14 protein-coding genes are annotated in these 14940 nt (G+C 70.4%); 10 read left to right on the top strand and 4 right to left on the bottom strand.

Annotated features, from left to right (window positions below; all coding sequences use genetic code 11):
- Window positions 1-4: 4 nt before the first annotated feature.
- From ETD86_RS57895 to ETD86_RS04135, 3 genes are all read right to left on the bottom strand, one after another.
- Entirely contained in the window at window positions 5-1096 is a 1092-nt protein-coding gene (locus ETD86_RS57895) for a cupin domain-containing protein (protein ID WP_246147603.1), read from the bottom strand.
- A 70-nt stretch (window positions 1097-1166) separates the two neighbouring features.
- Window positions 1167-2396, bottom strand: coding sequence for a DUF349 domain-containing protein (locus tag ETD86_RS04140; RefSeq protein ID WP_138664738.1), 1230 nt, complete (start codon window positions 2394-2396; stop codon window positions 1167-1169).
- A gap of 62 nt (window positions 2397-2458) precedes the next feature.
- Entirely contained in the window at window positions 2459-3334 is an 876-nt protein-coding gene (locus tag ETD86_RS04135; RefSeq protein WP_342779223.1) for a peptidylprolyl isomerase, read from the bottom strand.
- A gap of 138 nt (window positions 3335-3472) precedes the next feature.
- Between ETD86_RS04135 and ETD86_RS04130 the strand changes: the two genes are divergently transcribed.
- The 3 genes from ETD86_RS04130 to aspS all read left to right on the top strand — a co-directional run bounded on the left by ETD86_RS04130 (window position 3473) and on the right by aspS (window position 7219).
- On the top strand, window positions 3473-4153 hold the full coding sequence (locus tag ETD86_RS04130) for an MBL fold metallo-hydrolase (protein ID WP_138664736.1): 681 nt from the start codon (window positions 3473-3475) through the stop codon (window positions 4151-4153).
- Window positions 4153-5409 (top strand): histidine--tRNA ligase, encoded by a 1257-nt coding sequence (hisS, locus tag ETD86_RS04125; protein ID WP_138664735.1) that lies wholly within the window; start codon window positions 4153-4155, stop codon window positions 5407-5409. The genes ETD86_RS04130 and hisS overlap by 1 nt, the downstream gene beginning before the upstream one ends.
- Before the next feature lie 64 nt (window positions 5410-5473).
- Window positions 5474-7219, top strand: coding sequence for an aspartate--tRNA ligase (gene aspS, locus ETD86_RS04120; protein WP_138664734.1), 1746 nt, complete (start codon window positions 5474-5476; stop codon window positions 7217-7219).
- A 50-nt stretch (window positions 7220-7269) separates the two neighbouring features.
- On the opposite strand, the gene ETD86_RS04115 is transcribed toward aspS, so the two are convergent.
- Window positions 7270-8175: a peptidylprolyl isomerase gene (locus ETD86_RS04115; protein ID WP_138664733.1), complete on the bottom strand. Its 906-nt coding sequence runs from the start codon at window positions 8173-8175 to the stop codon at window positions 7270-7272.
- A 169-nt stretch (window positions 8176-8344) separates the two neighbouring features.
- On the opposite strand from ETD86_RS04115, the gene ETD86_RS04110 reads away from it, so the two are divergent.
- The 7 genes from ETD86_RS04110 to ruvX all read left to right on the top strand — a co-directional run bounded on the left by ETD86_RS04110 (window position 8345) and on the right by ruvX (window position 14933).
- Window positions 8345-8827 (top strand): DUF2231 domain-containing protein, encoded by a 483-nt coding sequence (locus tag ETD86_RS04110; protein ID WP_138664732.1) that lies wholly within the window; start codon window positions 8345-8347, stop codon window positions 8825-8827.
- 69 nt (window positions 8828-8896) lie between these two features.
- Entirely contained in the window at window positions 8897-10147 is a 1251-nt protein-coding gene (locus tag ETD86_RS04105; RefSeq protein ID WP_484213958.1) for a replication-associated recombination protein A, read from the top strand.
- A 44-nt stretch (window positions 10148-10191) separates the two neighbouring features.
- Window positions 10192-11055 (top strand): oxygenase MpaB family protein, encoded by an 864-nt coding sequence (locus ETD86_RS04100; protein ID WP_170222874.1) that lies wholly within the window; start codon window positions 10192-10194, stop codon window positions 11053-11055.
- 85 nt (window positions 11056-11140) lie between these two features.
- On the top strand, window positions 11141-11530 hold the full coding sequence (locus ETD86_RS04095; RefSeq protein WP_138664729.1) for a DUF948 domain-containing protein: 390 nt from the start codon (window positions 11141-11143) through the stop codon (window positions 11528-11530).
- Window positions 11527-11757 (top strand): hypothetical protein, encoded by a 231-nt coding sequence (locus ETD86_RS04090; protein ID WP_138664728.1) that lies wholly within the window; start codon window positions 11527-11529, stop codon window positions 11755-11757. The genes ETD86_RS04095 and ETD86_RS04090 overlap by 4 nt, the downstream gene beginning before the upstream one ends.
- 22 nt (window positions 11758-11779) lie before the next feature.
- Window positions 11780-14452, top strand: a complete 2673-nt coding sequence (gene alaS / locus ETD86_RS04085) for an alanine--tRNA ligase (protein ID WP_138664727.1) — start codon at window positions 11780-11782, stop codon at window positions 14450-14452.
- 1 nt (window position 14453) lies between these two features.
- Window positions 14454-14933, top strand: coding sequence for a Holliday junction resolvase RuvX (gene ruvX, locus ETD86_RS04080; RefSeq protein ID WP_138664726.1), 480 nt, complete (start codon window positions 14454-14456; stop codon window positions 14931-14933).
- Window positions 14934-14940 lie beyond the last annotated feature (7 nt).

The raw sequence follows: 14940 nt of genomic DNA, 5'->3' as shown, positions 1-14940 counted from the left end.
CGGGTCAGCGGGGGCGGAGGTCGGGGAGGTTGACGACGATGGCCTCCTGGGTGCTGCGGGCGATCACCACGACCGCGTCCTGCGACGGGTCCGGATTCTCCTCGCGATGCGGCACGTACGGCGGCACGAAGACGTAGTCGCCCGGCTTGGTGTCCAGCCGCACCTCCCGGTCCCCCTCCAGGAACACGAACGACGGCGTGCCGCTGACCACGTAGATCGCCGTCTCCGACGCCCCGTGGTGATGGTCGGACGAGCGGGTGGCGGGCGCGACGTGCGTCTGCCCCATCCACAACCGCGCCGATCCGGCGGTGGCCCCGCTGACGGCCGCCAGCCGGCGCATGCCGGAGCTCTGGGCAGTGTCGCCCGTGAGCTCCTCAGAGGGCACGTGACGCAGCGGGCGGTGGAAGGGGTCACCCTCGGCCCGGTACCCCTCCCAGAGACGCCCTCCTGCCCGCTCGAGCGCGTCCGAGGCCACGGCCGCCAGCCGCGCCGGGTCGTCGTGCGCGGCGAGCAGCTCGGCGGCCAGGTCGGGGTCGTGCGCGCGCAGCTCGCGCAGCAGCCACTTGCCGCTGCCCTGCCACCTGCGCCCGAACCCCAGCGCCATCCTGGCCGTCTCCTGCACCACCTGCCATCGGATGAACGTCTGCTCGCCGGGATCCGTCGCCCCCGACAGGTCGTCCAGGAGGTCGGAGAGCGCGTATCTGGCCCGCTCGGCCTCCGTGTCCGTCAACCCGCCCGGACCGGCCGCCAGGCGCTCGCTCAGCGCCGCCTGCAGGTCGCTGGCCCGGCCGCTGGTCCGGTCGGCGAGCACCGCGCCCTCGGCGCACATGCGCACCAGGGTCGGCTGCCTCCGGTCGAAGTCCTTGTCCAGATAGGCGTGCAGGCTGGTCTCGCTGTGCACGAACAGCTCGACCGGCCACCCACGCCACCGCAGCGACTCGCGATAGGGGACGGGCAGGCCGTCGAGCACGACGACGACGTCCAGGTCCGAGGTGCTGGTGCGCTGCTCGGTGAGCACGCTGCCGCCGACGAAGGCGTACAGGGCCCCCGGGAACATCTCCTCGACGAGGGCACGAGCGACGCTGACGGGATCCATGTCGCCAGCCTAGATCGCACGCCACTCCGCGTGCCGCCCGATTCCCCGCGATCGGGCGGGAAAAGCGACGTCAGCTGAACTCGGCCAGCGTGCGCTCGGCCTCCTCGAGCCAGGAGCGGCGGGCCACGATGGCCTCCTCGGCCTCCTTGACGTCCTTGGCGCGCCCGGCCGCCTGCGCCTTGGCCAGCCGCTTCTCCAACTGCTCGATCGAGGTGCGCAGCTGGTCGACGGTGCTCTGCGCGCGGGCCCTGGCCTCGGGGTTGGAACGCTTCCACTCGGCGTCCTCGGCCTTGCGCACGGCCTCGTCGACCTTGCGCAGCCCGCCCTCGAGCCGGTCGCGCTGCTCGCGCGGCACCGGGCCCGCGGCCTCCCAGCGCTCCAGGATGTGGCGCAGCGCGCCCCTGGCCGTGCGTACGTCGGTGACCGGGAGGATCTTCTCCGCCTCGGCCAGCAGCTCCTCCTTGACCTGTGCGTTGGCGGCCAGCGAAGCGTCCCGCTCGGCGAAGACCGCCGAACGGGCCTGGAAGAACTGGTCCTGGGCGGCCTTGAAGCGGGCCCACAGGTCGTCCTCGGCCTCGCGCGAGGCCCGCCCCGCGCTCTTCCACTGGTGCATCAGCTCGCGGTAGACGGCCGCGGTCTGGCCCCAGTCGGTGGAGTCCGCGAGCGCCTCGGCCTCGGCGACGATGCGCTCCTTGGCCGCGCGCACCCCCTCGCGCTGCTCGTCGAGCCCCGCGAAGTACTGCTTGCGCCGCTTGGCGAACGCCGTGCGGGCGGCCGACAGCCGCTTCCACAGCGCCGCCTCGGTGACCCTGTCGATGCGGTCCGCGGCCTTCCACTCCTCGACCAGCTGGCGCAGCCGCTCGCCACCCGACTTCCAGTGGGTGGTCTCGTCGGCGATGCGCTCGGCCTCCGCGACGATGCGCTCCTTGACCGACCTGGCCTCGGCGCGCGCCTGCTCGCGGGCCGCCTTGACCTCCTCACGGCGCTGGGCGACCAGCTCCGTGAGGCCGTCCAGCCGGGACGTCAGCGCGGCCAGGTCGCCGATGGCATGGGCGTCGGCCACGGCCTCACGCAGCTTGGCGATGCTGGCCTCGGCCTGGGCCGGAGCCAGATCTGTGCCCCTGACCCGCTGCTCGAGCAGCTGAACCTGGCCAGCCAGCTCGTCGTACTTGCGATGGAAGTAGGCCAGTGCCTCTTCGGGTTCACCGGCCTGCCAGGAGCCGACGGCCCGCTCTCCCTCAGCCGTACGCACGTAGACGGTGCCGTCGTCGTCTACCCGGCCCCACGGGTCGGTGCTCACCGTATCCTCCCGCACTATCCATCAGACCCTTCGGGACTACTTCGTCCCTAGTTTGTATTACGTCAGCTCTTGGCGCTGATTGTCACGTCTTTGATTTCGACCGTTTCCTTTGGCGCCCCGGTCCCGTCGTCCCCGCCGGCGATGACGCCTGCTTTGTTCACCTTGTCCAGGATGTCGAGCCCCTTGGTGATCGTACCCACCGGCGTGTAGAGCGGGTCGAGCTGGATGTCTCCGAAAACGAGGAAGAACTGGCTTCCCGTGGTGCCCGGGTTCTGCGTTTTGGCCATCGCCATCACGCCGCGCTTGTACTGGGCGCCCTGGAGGTTCTCCTCGGCCATGACATAGCCGGGGCCGCCCGAGCCGTCCTGGCTCTTGCCGTCGGCCTTGGCGGTCGGATCACCACACTGCAGCATCGGGAACTGGGCGTTGCCGAGCCGGTGGCACTTGCTGCCGTCGTAGTACTTCTTCTTCGCCAGGAACTCCAGTGAGTTGGTCGTGCAGGGCGCCTTGGCGTTGTCGAGCTCGACCACGATGTCGCCCTGGCTCGTCTTGAACGTCATCGTCTTCGTGGCGGGCGTGGTCTTGACCTTCGCCGGCGGCATGCCGACGTCCTTGACCTGCCCGCCGGCGGTGTCCTTGACGTAGTCGCAGGTGCCCGTCGCCGCGTTGTACGGCTTGGGCCCCGTGCTCGCGCTGGGCGCCGCCGTGGCGGTGTCGGCGGGCGACGCCGTGGGCGAGGCCGCTGCCTCCGTCGCCGGCTCGTTGCCGCCGAGCAGCGCGACCGCGGTCACGATGCCGCCGACGACGATCACGACGCCCACGGTGGAGCCGATGATCGCGTTGCGCTTGGACTTCTGCTCGCGCTCGAGACGGCGCTGCATCTGCCGCTCGTAGTGCTCGCGCGCCAGCTGCTTCTGCCGGTCCTTCCCCGTGGCCACCGCTTTGCCTCCCATAGTCAATCAACTGAGGTGGGCGAATCGTATCGGCCAACGGGTAATGATTCGCAGCCCGGCGACCCGCACCGGTACCCTTCGGTTACATTCCCATTGGCTTTTCGACGAGATCACCTGAGGCAGATGCTCATCGCCGGCTTCCCCGCAGGGGCCTTCCAGACCAATTGTTACGTAGTCGCGCCTGCCGCCGGTGCGGAGTGCGTCATCGTCGATCCAGGTCAGGACGCGACCGAAGGTGTCGAGGAGCTGCTGCGGGAGCACCGGCTCAAGCCGGTGGCGGTCCTGCTCACCCACGGCCACCTCGACCACGTCTGGTCGGTCGCCCCCGTCTGCGGCGCGCGTGACGTCCCCGCGTGGATCCACCCCGAGGATCGCCACCTGCTGAGCGACCCGGCCGCGGGCTGGTCCGACACCAGCGCCTCGCTGTTCGGCGGCATCACGCTGAGCGAGCCCGACGACGTGCGCGAGCTGACCGACGGCGCCGTGCTCAAGCTGGCCGGCCTCGAGCTCGTGGTCGACCACACGCCCGGCCATACCAGGGGGTCGGTGAGCTTCCGGCTGCCTGACGACGACATCATGTTCTCGGGTGACCTGCTGTTCGCCGGCTCCATCGGACGCTCTGACCTTCCGGGGGGCGACTATCCGACGATCCTGCGCAGCCTGGCTACCAAGTGTCTGCCGCTGCCTGACGATACGGTCGTTCTGCCGGGCCACGGACCACAGACCACGATCGGCCGCGAGCGCGCTACCAACCCATACTTGAAGGAAGCCGCACCGCACGCCGGTCCCACACGAGGGATCTAATGAGCTTCCAAGCACCCAAAGGCGTCAAGGAGTACGTTCCACCGCAGGCCTCGACGTTCTACGCGATTCGCGGAGCGTTCGCGGAGACGGCCAGGCGTGCGGGTTACTCCTACCTCGAGACCGCGGTCTTCGAGGACACCCAGCTGTTCGCACGCGGCGTAGGGGAGTCCACCGACGTCGTGAGCAAGGAGATGTACACCTTCACCGACCGCGGCGGCAGGTCGCTGACGCTGCGCCCGGAGTTCACCGCCGGCGTGCTGCGCGCGGTCCTGGAGTACGGCCTGCACCGCGGCCAGCTCCCGGTGAAGGTCTGGACCGACGGTCCGGTGTTCCGCGCCGAAGCGCCCCAGGAGGGCCGCTACCGCCAGTTCTACCAGCTCGACCTGGAGGCGATCGGCAGCGAGGACCCTGCCGTCGACGCCGAGACCATCGCGCTGGCCTGGCAGTGGTATTCCGCGCTCGGCCTCACCCAGGTGCGGCTGCTGCTCAACTCGCTGGGCTGCAAGGAATGCCGCCCGCTCTACCGGGCCCGGCTGCAGGAGTTCCTGCGCGCGCTCGACCTCGACGAGGCCACCAGAGCCCGAATCGAGATCAACCCGTTGCGCGTGCTCGACGACAACCGCCCCGAGGTCCGCGCGCAGCTCGAGGGCGCGCCGCTCATCGGCGACCACCTCTGCCCGGCCTGCGCGGCCTACCACGACCGGGTCAAGCAGCTGCTGGCCGATCTGGGCGTCCCGTGGCGGGACGCGCCCAGGCTGGTGCGCGGGCTCGACTACTACACCCGCACCACCTTCGAGTTCGACCACCCGCTGCTGGGCGCGCAGTCGGGCATCGGCGGCGGCGGCCGCTACGACGGGCTCTCCGAGGCCATCGGCGGGCCGTCGCTGCCCGGCATCGGCTTCGGCCTCGGCCTCGACCGCACGGTGATCGCCCTGGAGCGGGAGGGCATCGCGCTCGCCACCCCGCCCCGCTGCGAGGTGTACGGTGTGGCGCTGGGCGACGAGGCGGCGCGCGCCATGTTCAAGCTCGTGAACGAGCTGCGCGCGGCCGGCGTCGCGGCGGACATGGCCTACGGCGGCAAGGGGCTCAAGGGCGCGATGAAGGGTGCGGACCGTTCCGGCGCCCGTTTCGCGCTGATCCTGGGCGAGCGTGACCTGGCCGCCGAGGCCGTGCAAGTGAAAGACCTGACCACCGCTGACCAGACCGAGGTGCCGCTGGCCAAGGTCGTGGACTTCTTGAAGGGGAAGGTGCAGTGATCCGCAAGTCAGCACGTGCCGGGTCGCTGCGTCCCCTCGTCTATCCGTTCGAAGGGAAAGTGCAGTGATCCGCACGCATACGGCCGGGTCGCTCCGCGAGGAGCACGCCGGGCAGCAGGTGACGCTCGCGGGATGGGTGGCCCGCCGCCGCGACCACGGCGGTGTGGTCTTCATCGACCTGCGTGACGCCTCCGGCTCCGCGCAGGTGGTCTTCCGAGAGGAGGACCACGCCCACGACCTGCGCGCCGAATACTGCGTGAAGGTCGTCGGCGCGGTCCGCCTGCGCCCCGAGGGCAACGAGAACCCCGACCTGCCCACCGGCAGGATCGAGGTCGTGGCCGACACGGTGGAGGTGCTGAGCGAGTCGGCGCCGCTGCCGTTCCCGATCGAGGGGAACGTCGGGGTGTCGGAGGAGGCGCGGCTGAAGTACCGCTACCTCGACATCCGCCGTCAGCAGGTTGCCCACGCGATGCGCACCCGCTCCAAGGCCACCTACCTCGCCAACGAGGTCATGAACGAGCTCGGCTTCGTCTACGTCGAGACGCCGACGCTGACCCGCTCCACCCCCGAGGGCGCGCGCGACTTCCTCGTGCCGGTGCGCCTGCAGCCGGGCAACTGGTACGCCCTGCCGCAGTCGCCCCAGCTGTTCAAGCAGTTGCTGCAGGTCGCCGGGCTCGAGCGTTACTACCAGCTCGCCAAGTGTTACCGCGACGAGGACCTGCGGGCCGACAGGCAGCCGGAGTTCACCCAGATCGACGTCGAGATGTCCTTCGTGGACCAGGAGGACGTCATCGAGGTCGGCGAGAAGCTGATCGGCCGGCTGTGGCGGGAGATCGCCGCCTACGAGCTGCCGACGCCGCTGCCGCGCATGACGTACGCCGACGCCATGGCCCGCTACGGCTCCGACAAGCCCGACCTGCGCTTCGGCCAGGAGCTCGTCGAGATGACCGACTACTTCGCCAACACGTCCTTCAGGGTCTTCCAGGCCGAGTACGTCGGGGCGGTCGTCATGCCGGGCGGCGCCTCTCAGACCCGCAAGGAGCTCGACGGCTGGCAGGAGTGGGCCCGCTCGCGTGGCGCCAAGGGCCTGGCCTACGTGCTCGTGCAGGAGGACGGCACGCTCGGCGGCCCGGTGGCCAAGAACCTGTCCGAGGAGGAGGCCGGCGGGCTGGCCGCCAAGGTCGGCGCCGCACCCGGCGACGCGATCTTCTTCGCGGCCGGGCCCAGGCACTCCTCCCGCGACCTGCTCGGCGCCGCCCGCCTGGAGATCGGCCGCCGTTGCGGCCTGATCGACGAGTCGGCGTGGTCGTTCCTGTGGGTGGTCGACGCCCCCATGTTCGAGCCCGTGCACGACGAGGTGGGCCGCGAGATCGGCTGGACGGCCGTGCACCACCCGTTCACCGGGCCCAAGCCGGAGTGGGCCGACAACTTCCAGGACCACCCGGGCGAGGCCCTCGCGTACGCCTACGACATGGTGTGCAACGGCATGGAGATCGGCGGCGGCTCGATCCGTATCCACCGCGCCGAGATGCAGCAGCGCGTCTTCGACGTGCTCGGCATCTCCAAGGAGGAGGCGGAGAGCAAGTTCGGCTTCCTGCTGGAGGCGTTCAAGTACGGCCCGCCGCCGCACGGCGGCATCGCCTACGGCTGGGACCGGATCTGCATGCTGCTGTCCGGCGGCGACTCGATCCGTGACGTGATCGCCTTCCCGAAGACGGCCTCCGGCTTCGACCCGCTCACGAGCGCGCCCACGCCGATCACGGCCGAGCAGCGCAAGGAGGCGGGCGTCGACGCCCAGCCCAAGGCCTGAACGGAAGAACGGCAGGTCCCGCGCGGCGGGACCTGCCGTTCTTCCATCCGTTACTTGACCGTGACGCTCTTGATGACGATCGGCGTCTTCGGGGCGGTGGAGCCGCCGTCGCCGGTGATGTCCTGGTCGTTGACGATGACGCCGTTCTTGGCGACCTTCTCGATGACGTCCAGGCCGGACTTCACCATGCCCAGCACCGAGTACTGCGGCTCGATCTGCGAGTTGTCGTCCGACAGCGAGATCGCGAACTGGCTGCTGTTCTGCCCGGCCGCGTCCTGAGGCTGGGTCAGGAAGACCACGCCCCTGGTGTACGGCACCACTCCCACGGCCTCGTCGGTGAACACATACCCCGCGTTGCCCTGGCCGTCCGTGGGATTCTTGCCGTCCGCCTTGGCCTGCGGGTCGCCGCACTGCAGCAGGAACAGGCCGGTCGTCTCGGGCGTCGCGAGCCGGTGGCACTTGGTGTTGTCGTAGAAGTGCTTCTTGGCCAGGAACGCCATCGAGTTCACCGAGCACGGGGTGGCGTTCGGGTCCACGTCGATGACGATGTCACCGTGGTTGGTGCTGATCGTCATCGTGCTGAGCTTCAGGTTGGGCTTCTTGCCCGGCAGCCCCACGAACTTGTGCGGCACCGATTCGTCGCGCTTGTACGTGCATGACACCGAGCCCGCCTTCTTCGGCGGCGTGGTGCTCGGGAGCTCCGTCGGCGCGGGGGAGGAGGGCGCGGTGGAGGCGGACGCCGAGGGCGTGCTCGCCGCCGAGGCCGTCTCGCCGCCGTCCTTGCTGACCAGAGTGGTCGCGGCGAAGATGCCGCCCGCGACCACTACGACGGCCACGCCCGCGCCGATGAAGGTGTTCCGCCTCGCATTGGAGGACTGCTCGGTAGCCGCGCGCTGCGCCTGCCGCTCCTTGTGCTCCCGCGCCAGCTCGCTCTTGCGGTCGTCGTCGCCGCTCACCGCTTGTCTCCTTCATCTTTGCCGTCACATGACCAAACAACTCCGCGCATGCTACCGGCCTCCGATATGTGCCGGACGTAAGTGGCGAAAGCCGTGATGTGCGACTTGTGAGGTCGCGAACCTTATGGTGCTCACATTCGTAGTTGAAATGAGCACTAAGGAGCCCCCCATGTTCGACCAGATCCTGGGCCTCCCGGCCCACCCGCTGATCATTCACTTCGCCGTCGTACTGACCCCGCTGTTCGTCGCCGTGGCGGCCGGCTACGCGCTGCTCCCGCGCTGGCGGCCGTACCTGGCCTGGGCCGTCGTCCTGCTCGCCCTGGCGGCGCCCGCGGCCGTGTACACGGCCAAGGAGAGCGGGGAGAGCCTCAAGGCGGCCCGCTTCGCCACCGCCGAGGGCGAGCTGGGCGCGCGCATCACCACCCACCAGAGCTTCGCCAACCCGCTGCTGCTGTCGGTGCTCGGGCTGACCGCCGTCGCCCTGCTGCTGGTGTTCGCCACCCGCCCCTCGCGCGAGTCCGTCGGTCGCGACCGGTTCGGCCGCGCCGTGACGCTGGCCCTGTCGGGCCTGACGCTGGCGCTGGCCGCGGTGGCCGGCTACTACGTCTTCCAGGCCGGCGACTCCGGAGCGAGAGCCGTGTGGGGAGTGTAATCTCGCGTTGTGGAGAGCCTGTTCGATTCGGCGGCTGAGGAGGCCACCCCGCAGCCCCTCGCGGTGCGCATGCGCCCGCGCTCGCTCGACGAGGTGATCGGCCAGCGGCACCTGCTCGGCTCGGGCACGCCGCTGCGGCGCCTGGTCGAGAGCGAGGCTCCCATGTCGCTGTTCCTCTGGGGGCCGCCCGGCACCGGCAAGACCACGCTCGCGTACGTCGTCTCCAACGTCACCAAGCGCCGTTTCGTCGAGGTCTCGGCCGTGTCCGCCGGCGTCAAGGACGTGCGGGCCGCCATCGACAACGCCCGGCGCGAGCTGGGCATGACCGGGCGGCAGACCGTGCTGTTCGTGGACGAGGTGCACCGGTTCAACAAGGCACAGCAGGACGCCCTGCTGCCCGCCGTGGAGAACCGCTGGGTCACGTTCATCGGGGCGACCACCGAAAACCCGTTCTTCTCGGTCATCTCGCCGCTGCTGTCGCGCTCCCTGCTGCTGACGCTCGAGTCCCTGTCCGAGGACGACATCCGCGTGGTGCTGGAGCGGGCCGTGGCCGACCCGCGCGGCCTGGACGGCCGCGTCACGCTCGCGCCCGAGGCCCTGGAGCATCTCGTACGCCTCGCGGGCGGGGACGCGCGCCGGTCGCTGACGTACCTGGAGGCGGCGGCGCTGCTGGCCGAGGACATCACGGTCGAGGTCGTCGAGAAGGCCGTCGACAAGGCCGCGGTGCGCTACGACCGGCAGGGCGACCAGCACTACGACGTGATCAGCGCGTTCATCAAGTCGATGCGCGGATCCGACGCCGACGCCGCCCTCCACTACCTCGCCCGCATGATCGAGGCGGGCGAGGACCCGCGCTTCATCGCCCGCCGCATCGTCATCTTCGCCTCCGAGGACGTCGGCATGGCCGATCCCACCTGCCTGCAGACCGCCGTGGCCGCCGCTCAGGCCGTGCAGCTCATCGGCCTGCCGGAGGGGCAGATCAACCTGGCGCACGCCGTCATCCACTGCGCCCTGGCCCCCAAGTCCAACGCGGTCGTCAAGGCCATCGGGGCCGCGATCGGCGACGTGCGCCGCGGCCTGATCGGCCAGGTGCCCGGCCACCTGCGCGACGCCCACTACCCGGGGGCCGCCAAGCTCGGCCACGGGGAGGGCTACAAATACCCGCACGACTTCGACCACGGGCTCGTTCGCCAGGACTACGCGCCCGAGCAGGTCCGCGACCGCCGCTACTACGAGCCGACCAGGCACGGCGCCGAGGGCCCGGTGGCCGACCGCTGGTCCAAGATCCGTGACTTCCTCCGCGGGAGACCCGACGCCTAGGTGAAAGCCGTACTAAACGGCTGTTCACGGGGAATCACACCCGTGTGAAGGCGATCGTTACCCCCGGCGGCGGCCTGTTCGGCCCTCAGTCGATCACCTGGCGCATCCACACCGAGCCGCTCGGCTGGCCCGCCGTGCTGCGCGCCTTCCAGTTACAGGCCCTGCACCCCCGCACCATCCGCGGCATCGCCCAGAACTGCCTGCTCGACGACCCCGAAGTGGCCCGCGCGCGGCTGCGGCGGCAGCTCGCCTTCATCGCGGTGCGCACGTTCGGCACCCGCGAGCAGGCCGAGCAGGCGGCCGAGCGGGTGCGGCGCGTGCACGCCCGCCTCATCGGCCTCGACACCGACACCGGCACCCTGTTCCGGGTGGACGACGAGGAGAACCTGCGGTGGGTCCACTGCGTGGAGACCTCCTCGCACCTGGAGGTGGCCCTGCGCGCCGGCGTGCCGCTCACCGCCGCGGACGCCGATGCCTACGTGGCCGAGCAGCGGCGCAGCGCGAGCCTCGTCGGGCTGCGCGACGTGCCGGGCGACGTGACGGAGCTGCGCGACCACCTCGACGGCATGCGCCCGTACCTGGCGGCCACCGACGAGGCACGCGACGCGCTGCGCCGGAGCGCCGGCCTGCAGATGTCATGGCGGCTGGCGCTCCTCGCGCCGCCGCTCGCGCTCGGCTCGCTGCCCGCCGCCGGCGCGCTCGCCTTCGCCACGCTGCCGGCGTGGGCCAAGGAGATGTACGGGTGTCACGCGGGCGGAGCCGCCGAGTACGCGGCCGGCACGGCGCTCAAGGCGTTGCGCGCTGCGGCCGCCGCCCTGCCGGAGCGGCTGGTCGCACCCGAGATCAGGGCGGCCCGCCGCCTCATGCGGGCGGTCGCGCACGCGCCGGGGGCGGGCGTGGCGGCCTGACCCGACTCGTCGTCCTCACCGATGTTGTCGCCCGGACGCGATAGGGTCGTGCCGTTCCGGCCCAGCGTACGAGGGAGATGAGCGGATGCTTACCGCGGGAGAGGTCGCCGGGCTGATCGCGGCCACGGGCTGGATTGTCCTGGTCTGCGTTCTCGCCATGGTGCTCGTCAAGCTCGCCAAGCTCCTCACGGAGACCACCAAGGCGGTCTCCGACCTCAACAACCGCCTCACGCCGCTGCTCGACGACTTGAGCGTCACGGTCAACGAGACCAACAGGCAGCTGATCGCCGTCGAGGCCATCGCCAAGGACGTGAAGCAGGTCAGCGGGCACGCGGCCAAGCTCAGCGCGGTGACGCAGACCGTCTTCACGGGGCCGCTGATCAAGGTGTCGTCGCTGACGCACGGCGTGCGCCGGGCCATCGAGGCCCGCCGGCCGGCCAGGCCAAGGTCCAGGCAGCCGAGGCGGACACGATGATCAGAAGGCTGTTCTACCTCTCGCTCGGAGCGTTCCTCGCCATCTGGGTGATGCGCAGGCTGCAGGCGCTGCACCCCAACCACGTCATCCACAGGACCGCCGACGGTGCCGCGGGCATGCTCCGGCAGGTGAGAGACTTTACCTCTGACGCGCTCGGCGAGGCCGCAGAGCGCGAAACCGAGTTGCGGGCACGCTTCGGGCTCGGCAACGCTGAAGACAACAACTGACTAAACGCAAAGGATGGCCACCATGGAGTCGGCAGAGATCGCCCGCCGCTTCCTGCGCTTCTTCGAGGAGCGTGGGCACAAGATAGTGCCCTCGGCCAGCCTGATCGCTGAGGACCCCACGCTACTCCTGGTCAATGCGGGTATGGTGCCGTTCAAGCCGTACTTCCTGGGGCAGCGCAAGCCTCCGGCGTCACGGCTGGCCACCGCGCAGAAGTGCGTGCGCACCCCCGACATCGACGAGGTCGGCAAGACCACCCGGCACGCGACGTTCTTCCAGATGCTGGGCAACTTCTCCATCGGCGACTACTTCAAGGCCGAAGTGATCCCGTTCGCGTGGGAGCTGCTCACCAGGTCCGAGTCGGACGGGGGCTTCGGCTTCCCCGAGGACAAGCTGTGGGCGACGGTCTATCTCGAGGACGACGAGGCCTACGACATCTGGCGCAACAAGGTCGGGCTGCCCGAGCACCGCATCCAGCGCCGCGACCTGGAGGACAACTACTGGCACATGGGCGTGCCAGGTCCCGGCGGTCCCTGCTCGGAGATCTACTACGACCGCGGCGCCGAATACGGCAGGGAGGGCGGCCCCGTCGCGGACGAGGACCGCTACCTCGAGGTGTGGAACCTCGTCTTCATGCAATACCAGCTCAGCCAGGTCCGCACCAAGATCGACTTCGACGTGGCGGGCGAGCTGCCGAGCAAGAACATCGACACCGGCATGGGCCTGGAGCGCATGGCGGCGATCCTGCAGGGCGTCGACAACATCTACGAGATCGACACCACCTACAAGATCCTCGACAAGGCGGCCGAGCTCACCAAGACCCGCTACGGCCGCGACCACCGCTCCGACGTCAGCCTGCGTGTCATCGCCGACCACGTCCGCACCGGCACCATGCTGGTGGCCGACGGCGTCATGCCCGGCAACGAGGGCCGCGGCTACGTGCTGCGCCGCATCCTGCGCCGTTCGGTGCGCAACCTGCGCCTGCTCGGCTCCGGCGACGAGCGCTACATGCACGAGCTCACCGACGTCGCGATCAACGTGATGGGCGAGCAATACCCCGAGCTCAAGGCCGACGCGCCGCAGATCCACGGGGTCATCGACGCCGAGGAGGCGTCCTTCCTCGGCACGCTCCGCACCGGCACCGCGATCTTCGACGTGGCGGTGGAGGAGACCAAGCGCAAGTCCGGCTCCACGCTCTCCGGCGCCCAGGCGTTCCAGCTGCACGACACCTACGGCTTCCCGATCGACCTGACGCTGGAGATGGCGTCCGAGCAGGGGCTCAAGGTCGACGAGGAGGGCTTCCGCCGGCTCATGAAGGAGCAGCGGCAGCGGGCCAAGGCCGACGCGGCGGCGAAGAAGACCGGCAACGCCGACATCTCCGTCTTCGGGCAGCTGCTCGAGGCGGCGGGCAAGGTCGAGTTCCTCGGCTACGACCAGACCGAGGCCGACACCAGCGTCGTGGGCATCCTGGCGGACGGCGTGACCGTCCCCGCGGCGGGCGCGGGCACGACCGTGGAGGTCGTGCTCGGGCGCACCCCGTTCTACGCGGAGGGCGGCGGCCAGCTCGCCGACCAGGGCGTGATCCGCACCAGCGGCGCGGAGGTCGAGATCGTCGACGTCCAGACCCCGCTGCCCGGGCTCGTCGTGCACCGCGGCAAGGTCCGCAGCGGCGAGCTGAAGGTCGGGGACGACGCGCAGGCGGAGATCGACATCGAGCGCCGCCGCGCGATCTCGCGCAGCCACAGCGCGACGCACCTCGTCCACCGCGGTTTCAAGAACGCGCTCGGCGAGACCGCGGCGCAGGCGGGCTCGGAAAACTCGCCCGGCCGCTTCCGCTTCGACTTCACCGCGTCGGGCGCGGTCCCGGTCAGCGTGCTGCGTGACGTCGAGGACGAGGTCAACGCGGTCCTCATCAACGACCTCAAGGTCAACGCCTTCTACACCTCGCAGGCGGAGGCCAGGGCGATGGGCGCGCTGGCGATGTTCGGCGAGAAGTACGGCGACGAGGTCCGCGTGGTCGAGATCGGCGACTACTCGCGCGAGCTGTGCGGCGGCACCCACGTGCACAGCTCCGGCCAGCTCGGCCTGGTCAAGGTGCTGGGCGAGCAGTCGGTCGGCGCAGGCGTGCGCCGCGTCGAGGCGCTCGTCGGCATCGACGCCTTCCGCTTCCTGGCGCGCGAGAGCGTGCTGGTCAGTCAGCTCACCGAGCAGCTCAAGGCGCGCCGCGAGGAGCTGCCCGAGCGCATCGACGGCATCGTCACCCGGCTGCGCACGGCCGAGAAGGAGCTGGAGAGGCTCCGCTCCGCGCAGGTGCTCCAGGTGGCGGGCGACCTGGCCGCCCAGGCGGGTGACCTGCGGGGAGTCTCCGTCGTGACACACCGCGCGCCTGATGGCACCGGGGCCGATGACCTGCGTAAGCTCGCGCTTGATGTGCGTGGCAGGTTCCCGGCCGACCGACCGGCGGTCATCGTGATCGCCGGTGTCCCCTCCGACCGGCCGGTGGTGGTTGCCGCGGTCAATGAGGCGGGGCGCGAGCGGGGGCTCAAGGCCGGACAGCTGGTCGGCGTCGCCGCCAAGGCGCTTGGGGGTGGCGGTGGCGGCAAGGACGATGTCGCGCAAGGCGGCGGCACACGACCGGAGGCGATCGGCGACGCGCTGCGCCTGGTTGAAGAGGCCATCGCGGGGCAGCTCGGCTGACATGAGGTTCGGTTCACGGATCGGCGTGGACGTCGGCTCCGTACGCGTCGGCGTGGCCCGCAGCGACCCTTCGGGGCTGCTGGCCACGCCGGTCGAGACTGTCAAGCGGGGCAAGGGCGACCTCGACCGCATCGCCACGATCGTGGCCGAGCACGAGGCGATCGAGGTCGTGGTGGGATTGCCCACCTCGATGTCGGGGCGTGAGGGGCAGGCGGCCACGCTGGCCCGCCAGTTCGCCGCCGACCTCGCCGCGCGGCTCGCGCCGACGCCCGTACGCCTGTTCGACGAGCGGCTGACCACGGTCGCCGCCCAGCAGGGGCTGCGGGCCAGTGGCGTGAAGGCCAAGAAGCAGCGGGGCGTCGTCGACCAGGCGGCGGCGGTCGTGCTGCTGCAGGACGCGCTCGACTCCGAGCGCGCCACGGAAAGACCACCAGGCAGGCCCGTCGCACCGCCCCCGGCGGACGACGGACCTGCCCGATGAGCGGGCG

The sequence above is a fragment of the Nonomuraea turkmeniaca genome, from assembly GCF_005889735.1.
Lineage (GTDB): Bacteria > Actinomycetota > Actinomycetes > Streptosporangiales > Streptosporangiaceae > Nonomuraea > Nonomuraea turkmeniaca.
Note: the sequence above shows the minus strand (reverse complement) of the source record. Positions and strands in the feature narration are given on the sequence as shown.